Origin of the sequence: Paenibacillus sp. UNC451MF (genome assembly GCF_000686845.1) — a bacterium.
Lineage (GTDB): Bacteria > Bacillota > Bacilli > Paenibacillales > NBRC-103111 > Paenibacillus_S.
Genome location: NZ_JMLS01000061.1, coordinates 1 through 7,463, shown reverse-complemented (window position 1 = coordinate 7,463; position 7,463 = coordinate 1). Strand labels below are relative to the sequence as shown.

The following is a 7,463-nucleotide window of genomic DNA, read 5'->3' as shown; positions in this document are numbered from 1 at the left end:
TTTCGGCAGCTGCATGAAAACAATGTCCAACTAAAGCATATGGGTAAGCAACAGTCGGTATTTAAACTGCTTGGAAAGCTGGCGCGAATCCTAGTCGGTATGGTGCAGCATGATGAGTCGTTTACTCCTGAGAAAACAATTCACACCTACACTCAGGCGGCGTAAGACTTATTGAACGTAAATTGAGTAATTCGCAGGATTTAAACAAAGAAAACACGGAGGACCGAGTTCGTACCTGATAAGGGCATAGACCCATCAGTAAACGCAATCGTTCTCCACACCTTGGATAAGTGTAACGAAGGAATGTTAGGGCATATTGTTCGTTTCTTCTATTTCCGCATGCCCAAAACACTAACCTTACGGATAAAAAAGGTTTATTTCCTACGGACCACTGCATTCCAACGTGAGAAATCCTACGAATGATTGAGTTTACGTGAGATAAACCCTTAAAACCGGGGACGTTAGTTCAACGAGCCACCTGCTTTTTTAAAATTTATCAGAGGCCATGAAATGTTCGTAATCGTCGTTAAACGGATCGACCCAGTCGGCATACTGCTCCCGATACGCTGTCGTCTGCCGGGACGCGTCGTAGCTGGCCGAATCGGAATAGCCATCCGGCCAATCCTCGTTCATCCCCGTGCAGATCCGCGCTGTACCTCAGCTCCTGCAGCGTATCGAGAGCAAGGCGAGTCTGTCCCTCCTGTTCGAATTGAAAATGTATCGGAGCCGTCATCATCCGCTCAATCCTTTCCCTGCCTGGAATGAATTTCGCAATTAATTTGGATAGCTTAGATGAATAGGCGTTGGCACTGCATAATGGCACAGCCAAAGTTAAGACGCAGCTGTATTTTTGATCCCCATAGTAAAGCATACAACGTGAGGTCTTGCTAAAATGATGACAAGCGGAACGAAAGTGTGGATCTGTGACCGCAACAGACCCAGATCGAGTGGAAGCGATATCAGATCGTTTGACAATGGGGAGGTTAACGTGTAATGAATACAAAAAAACTGAAGGTGGCCGCCGCGTGTATAACTGTGATAGGTCTGCTGTCAGCCTGCGGCAGTGCAAGTGGCGGGGCAAAGGATGTGGGAAGCAGCAGCAAGGCGGGGAACACGTCTTCCGCCAGCACTCCGAAATCGTTGGTGGATGAGAAAGTCGATTTGGTTATTTATTGCGAAGGGGGAACGAGCGCGGATAATTTCAACACGACTTACGGTAATGCACTCAAAACCAAGTTCCCGAATTGGACTATTACTTACATTCCACGTTCGACGAACGACAGCCTGGACAAAATGATTACCTCCGGGAGCCAGATCGATATTGTGCTGGACTCCATCGGTTATTTTCCAGACGGAGTGCTAAAAGCTGCTCTACAATCCGATATGACCGAATTGATTAAAAAATACAATGTCGATATGAATCGCTTCGAACCGTCCCTAATTGACGGGATCAAGCTATTCTCGAAGAAAGGCGAGATTTACGGCCTGCCCGTCGCGAACACAGGGCTTGTGCTGTACTACAACAAAGATATCTTTGACAAGTTTGGGGTGACCTACCCGAAGGACGGCATGACTTGGAACGAAGCCATTGACCTTGGTAAAAAGCTCACTCGCCAAGAAAACGGCACGCAGTACCTGGGCCTGGCCGCATCTCAAGGACATATCATGAAACTGAATCCCTTCTCCCTTCCGAGTGTTGATCCAGAGACAAATAAGTCGACGATCAACTCGCCGAAATACAGCTCTAAGTGGCAAGCAATTTATCAAACGGTATACAAAGCTACGACTGAAGCGCCCGGCTATGCCGACTTCATCAAATCGAACAAAGACAAGGTTCCGTTCAGCGACGAATTCGGAAAAAGCAAAAACGTGGCTATGTTCGGGTTCCTGTCAGGACAATATTGGACAGACATGAATTGGGACGAGGTGTCCATCCCGACGTTCAAGGATTTGCCAGGCATCGGCGCCCAATCGTACCCGACCTACGCGGCAATTACGTCTATTTCCAAACATAGAGAAGAAGCGATGCAGCTGCTCCAGTATCTCGTGTCCGACGAATTCCAGATGCAATTGTCGAAGACCGGCGGCATGACCTCGTTGAAATCGGAAGACATCAAGAAAGTTATCGGCCAACAAAGTCCGTATCCAGGAAAAAATTACGCTGCCGCTTATTACAACAAATTCGCTCCCATTTCCCAAAAATCGAAATACGACACAACCGCGGAGTCGGGCTATCGCAAGCACATCACAGACTATATTTACGGAACAATGGACCTGAATACCCTATTTCGCACCGCCCAGGAAGATGCAGACAAGGCGCTTGAGCGGGCGATCGCCAAATAAAGGAGAACTTGACCGATGGCAAAAAGGGGAGAGGCATTCAAGGAAAGCCACTCCCCGTTCAGGCGTTACCACTAATCATTGTCCGCTAAATCAGCTAGACAGCTTGGATTTACGGAATTGGTCTGGGGAGCAGCCGACGAGTTGCTTGAATACCCGGCTGAAGTGGGCATGATGCTTGAACCCGGTCTGATAAGACACGTCCGTAATGGTAAGGGTTGGATCCAAGCTCAGTTTGACCTTGGCATGGTTGATTCGCAAATGGGTCAAGTAATGAAAAACCGTCATTCCGGTAACCTCCTTGAACACTTTAGATAAATGATGACGGTCTAAGTGAAGATGCTTCCCCAAATCATCCAAATGGAGATCCATGGCATAATGCCTATCTAGGTAGGCCATCAACTGCTGAACGTTGTTCTCCTTGGTGGAGAGTACCGGAGAGGATACCGAATCGGGAAGATCGCAAAGCTCGTAAAGGAGCAGAAAAAAATCGAGCAAACTCACGTGGAACCGGTGCTTCTCGATCGGATCGGCGGTATGCTGCATCCGCTCAAGCTTCTGAAGTATGGCCTCAAATTCCTCGCGCATTTGCCCCTTTAAGGAGAAGCGGTAATGCTTGATGCATGAAAACGGTTGCAATATGTTTATGGAGAAAGCCCTCGGAATCCAGCTATGTAAATAGTCCGGATTGAAATGAACGATGGTCCTTTCGTATCCGTAAGCCGGATTGATATTGGCACTGTGCCATGTCAAACCGTTCATGAGAATCAAGTCGCCGGGCTCCAGCGCATAAAATTGACTTCCGATGATGAAGTTGCACTTTCCCGAGTGAAAGTAGTAGATTTCATGATCGATATGGGAATGGGGCATATTCACAGGAGGCATGTAGCTGGCATGCCTAATCCGGATCGGCAGCGAGGAATTTAAATACTCCACGGGCATAACAAACACCATCCTTCGTACAAGTTATGTATCCCTATGATAACATAGGTCTCTTGCTCTGACGACAGGTCGAAGGCCTTCTCATTAGCCAGAGTTAAGCAACCGAACACGCGGCCTGCTTTACCGATAGAACAATTGAGGAGCAGTAACCAATTTTACCTAAGGAAGGAAGTATTGCATCTTGTACCATACATGGGAAGTGTGCTATGCAGAATACAACCAAAAGCGCTGCAGGATCGACTTTTTTCTTCCGACTCAGCGGCTGGCCCCGATTAGTTTGCTTTTTATCCATGGTGGAGGCTGGGAGAAAGGAGGGAAGGAGAGTTGGCGGGATGTGGCGGTTTACTTTGCTGAACGCGGCTTTGCAACTGCATCGACGGGGTATCGGCTCACGCCTGACTATCGGTATCCCGTACAAATAGAGGATGTAAGGCTCGCCATGCAACGGATGAAACAATGGAACCGTGAGCTTGGCTTGGCGGCGGACAAAGTTGTTGCGATCGGTTCTTCATCCGGGGGCTATCTGGCAGCCATGCTGGCCATGATTACGCCACATGAGGAACTCGGCGTAACGGAGAAGCTGGTTGACTTGGAGACAAGGCCGTATGGGGTAATCTGCTATTGTCCGGTTACAACGCTTGAACTTCGAAGGCCATTCGTGGAGCGCTTTATGGGCGGACCGTTCGAGATGATGCAGCAGGCATATCTTGAAGCTTCGCCTCTGCATAGAATTCGAGGAGGGGAGCCCCCGTTTCTTCTCCTCCAGGGGGATTGTGATACGACGACATCTTTGGAGGATACGAAGAGATTCCACGAGAGACTGCTTGTCGCGGGTATTTCCTCCCGCTTGGAGGTGCTGCATGGTGTCGGTCATGGTTTTGGCTACGGAGCAAGTACGGAAGCGCAGGGCAAGTCCATCCGCGCCATCGAATCTTTTCTTGATGATCTCGTCAAGAGATAGAGCGCACGCGGCAGGAGGTCAGCACGGAGCTTATTTCGTGTTACGGAGCGACCTTCGCTTTAAACTTCAGGCTGGCGGTACCAACGTACGTTTTATTTGTAGGGGAGTGAACGGAAGCCGTTCATCTTCCCTGCTTTATTCGATGATGAAAGTAGGTAGGATGATGAGAAGACAGACGGCAAAAATCGTAAGCGCTTTAGTGATAATGGTACTACTTGCTGGATACCTGCCATTGGCAGGGGAAGGGTTGGTTGCCCGTGCTGAAACGAGTAACGATTTTTGATCTGATGAGGTCGAAATGGAAGGAAATTTTGACTGGAGGAGCTTTTAATGATCCGAATGATCCCGATGTCCACAAGCTAATTGACTCAACTGCGGCAGCGGCGACAAACAGCAATGGAACCGGTCAGTGGGACACCATGAATAAATCGCCTCAACGCACCAGTCTTTGGGACGATCTGACGAGCACGACCGCATCGGCTCACATAACAAGCAATTATAACCGGATCAAAACGATGGCGAAGGCCTATGGGGTCATCGGATCGCCTTTTTACGGTGATGAAGCACTACGTGATGACATTGTAAGCGCACTGGAATGGATGTACGTGAACCGTTACAACGAAACGAAAACAGCCTACGACAATTGGTGGGATTGGGAATTGGGAACTCCCATGGAATTGAACGATATTATGGTTATCATGTTTGATGCGTTATCCGTTGAGCAGGTCGACAAGTTCTCACGAGCCGTTCTCAAATTTTCCCCTGCCGTCAAGCCAAGCGATACAGGAGCGAACAGAGTGTGGCGATCCACTGTTCTCGGGCTCAGTGGAGTATTGAATCGAGATGGAGATTCAATCGTCGCAGCGCGCGACGGCCTCAGTGATGTATTCCTGTATGTGAACAGTGGGGACGGTTTTTATGAGGATGGTTCATTCATTCAGCATAACAAGCATCCTTATAATGGAGGGTACGGTAAGGCGTTGCTTGGCACAATCGCCAACATCATGTATATGCTGAACGGTTCACCCTGGGAGATCACCGATCCGAATAAGCAAAACGTGTACCGTTGGGTAAAGGATTCATTTGAACCGCTTATCTATAACGGCGCGTTCATGGACATGGTTCGCGGGCGGGAAGTTTCACGACTCCAGTCGCAGGATCATGTGATCGGCCATTTAACGATTTCAGCCATCATCCAATTAGCAAAATCTGCTAGTCCAGCTGACAAATTAGACTTTGAACGAATGGCGAAAAAATGGATTTTGAATGATGGCTATCGCAATTATATTGGCAATGCAAATCTGGGCATCATTAGTGAAGCTAAAGCGCTGATCCTTAATCCAGCTATCCCAGCGGGGGATAAGCTCATGTTGAACAAAGTCTTTCCAGCAATGGATCGGGTCGTGCATCATACCGAAGACTTTGCGTTTGGATTAAGCCTATCCTCAAGCCGAACGTTCAAATATGAGTCCATCAACAAGGAGAATCTAAAGGGCTGGTATACATCAGACGGGATGACTTATTTGTATAATGGGGATCAGTCGCAGTACAGCGACGACTTTTGGGCAACTGTCAATCCTTATCGACTTCCGGGCACTACCGTAGATACTAGAGAACGGCTCGCTCAGACTTCTGCTAATTACGCCGCTTCGAACCTTTGGGCTGGCGGCTCGGTGATGGAAGATGTGTATGGCATTGCGGGTCTCGACCTAGATGCTGATGGGAACCAACTGACCGCGAAAAAGTCCTGGTTCATGTTTGATGACGAAATCGTCGCTCTGGGAGCGGGAATTACGAGCAATGAGAATCGGACGATTGAAACCATTGTAGAAAACCGCAAATTGAACCAGACAGGAAATAATGTTCTGACGGTCAACGGAGCGGTTAAGCTGGGGACTGAGGGATCTGCTGAAACGATGAGCGGGACGAACTGGGCGCATCTGGCTGGTAAAGCGCCGGACTCGGATATCGGCTATTATTTTCCGGGCGGTGCACAGATCAAGGGATTGCGGGAGAAGCGAACGGGGGCATGGAGTGACATTAATCAAAATTCAGGCACTCCTGCGTCCATCACTAATCATTTCCTGAACCTTTGGTTTGACCACGGGGTCAATCCAAATCGGGAGGAGTATGCCTATGTTTTACTGCCGAAGAGAGATGCTGCGCAAACCGCTGCATATAGCGAGACTCCGGATATTCAGATCGTTAAAAATACGGAAGAGGTTCAAGCAGTCCGTGAGAACAAGCTTGGGATCATCGGCGCTAATTTTTGGGCGCCAGGGCGTGTGGAATATTTAAAGACCTATCAGCCCGCCTCTATCATCGTCAAAGAAGAATCAGACCAGCTTGTTGTTTCCATATCAGATCCGACACAGGCTCAGGAACAAATCATTGTGGAGCTAAGCAAGGCCGGGACCAGTGTGATCAGTCAAGACCCGTCCATCACGGTATTAAATATGTCCCCCGTTAAAATTGCTGTGAATACCGCTGGTTCACAAGGCAGCACACACACGATCAGGATTGCTTATGACCCTAGCCTGATGCGTCCGGATAAGAAGCTTTATCCTGTAGCGGATGCTTATGTGGATAAAGGCAATCCAAACGCGAGCTTCGGTACATCTCCGTTACTCGCTGTGAATGGTGGTGATCCTGTGCAGGAGACCTTCTTGAGATTCAACCTGGATTCCCTTAGTGGTGAAATCGATGCTGCGGCATTGAAGGTGTACGGGGGTGTATCAGATCCTCAAGGTGTAACTGTGCAGAATGATGTTTATGCAGTGCTGCAGAATGATTGGACAGAAACTGGAGCAGGAAGTATTGCTTGGCTCAATAGGCCCCAGTTTGGATTGCGGCTTGGGTCCTTTGACGCGAATGAGACCGCTGGTTGGGCTGACGTTAATGTGACCGACTATGTTCGCACACAGCATACGGGTGATCACAAAGCAGGCTTTGCGATCACTCAAAGCAGCCCTGGTCTATACACGACAATCAGCAGCAAAGAGGGAAGCGATCCGGAGGTTCATCCTTATCTGGCCGTCAAGGAGTATATGTTCAATGGAGCGCAGCTTGATCGCATTCAGGCTTCTATAGTGGGGCCGGATGTGCTAAAGGTTGGAACGAGCACCGGTCTGACGATTAGCGGGACAAAGGAGGACGGTTCGCCGGCCGACCTGACACAAGCTTCTGTCGCGTATAGCAGCAGTGATCCGTCTGTTATATC

Annotated in this window: 6 protein-coding genes; 4 read left to right on the top strand and 2 right to left on the bottom strand. The window is 48.9% G+C overall.

Annotated features, from left to right (window positions below; translation table 11 throughout):
• Positions 1–526: 526 nt before the first annotated feature.
• The gene (locus tag BP97_RS0130670) at positions 527–871 is read right to left on the bottom strand and encodes a hypothetical protein (RefSeq protein ID WP_028552518.1); all 345 of its coding nucleotides are present in this window, start codon (positions 869–871) and stop codon (positions 527–529) included.
• 122 nt (positions 872–993) lie between these two features.
• Here BP97_RS0130670 and BP97_RS0130665 point away from each other — a divergent pair, with 122 nt between their 5' ends.
• Complete coding sequence (locus BP97_RS0130665; protein WP_028552517.1) at positions 994–2,343, top strand: ABC transporter substrate-binding protein; 1,350 nt, start codon at positions 994–996, stop codon at positions 2,341–2,343.
• A 90-nt stretch (positions 2,344–2,433) separates the two neighbouring features.
• Here the strand turns inward: BP97_RS0130665 and BP97_RS0130660 are convergent, their stop codons facing one another.
• Positions 2,434–3,282, bottom strand: coding sequence for a helix-turn-helix transcriptional regulator (locus BP97_RS0130660; protein ID WP_028552516.1), 849 nt, complete (start codon positions 3,280–3,282; stop codon positions 2,434–2,436).
• 181 nt (positions 3,283–3,463) lie between these two features.
• Between BP97_RS0130660 and BP97_RS0130655 the strand changes: the two genes are divergently transcribed.
• From BP97_RS0130655 to BP97_RS38005, 3 genes are all read left to right on the top strand, one after another.
• On the top strand, positions 3,464–4,243 hold the full coding sequence (locus BP97_RS0130655) for an alpha/beta hydrolase (protein WP_028552515.1): 780 nt from the start codon (positions 3,464–3,466) through the stop codon (positions 4,241–4,243).
• 37 nt (positions 4,244–4,280) lie between these two features.
• A complete protein-coding gene (locus BP97_RS40450) occupies positions 4,281–4,526 on the top strand; it encodes a hypothetical protein (RefSeq protein ID WP_156043432.1) in 246 nt (81 codons plus the stop codon).
• Positions 4,501–7,463: polysaccharide lyase family 8 super-sandwich domain-containing protein (locus tag BP97_RS38005; protein ID WP_231506507.1), on the top strand; the 2,963-nt coding region annotated here is incomplete at its 3' end. The genes BP97_RS40450 and BP97_RS38005, both read left to right, overlap by 26 nt.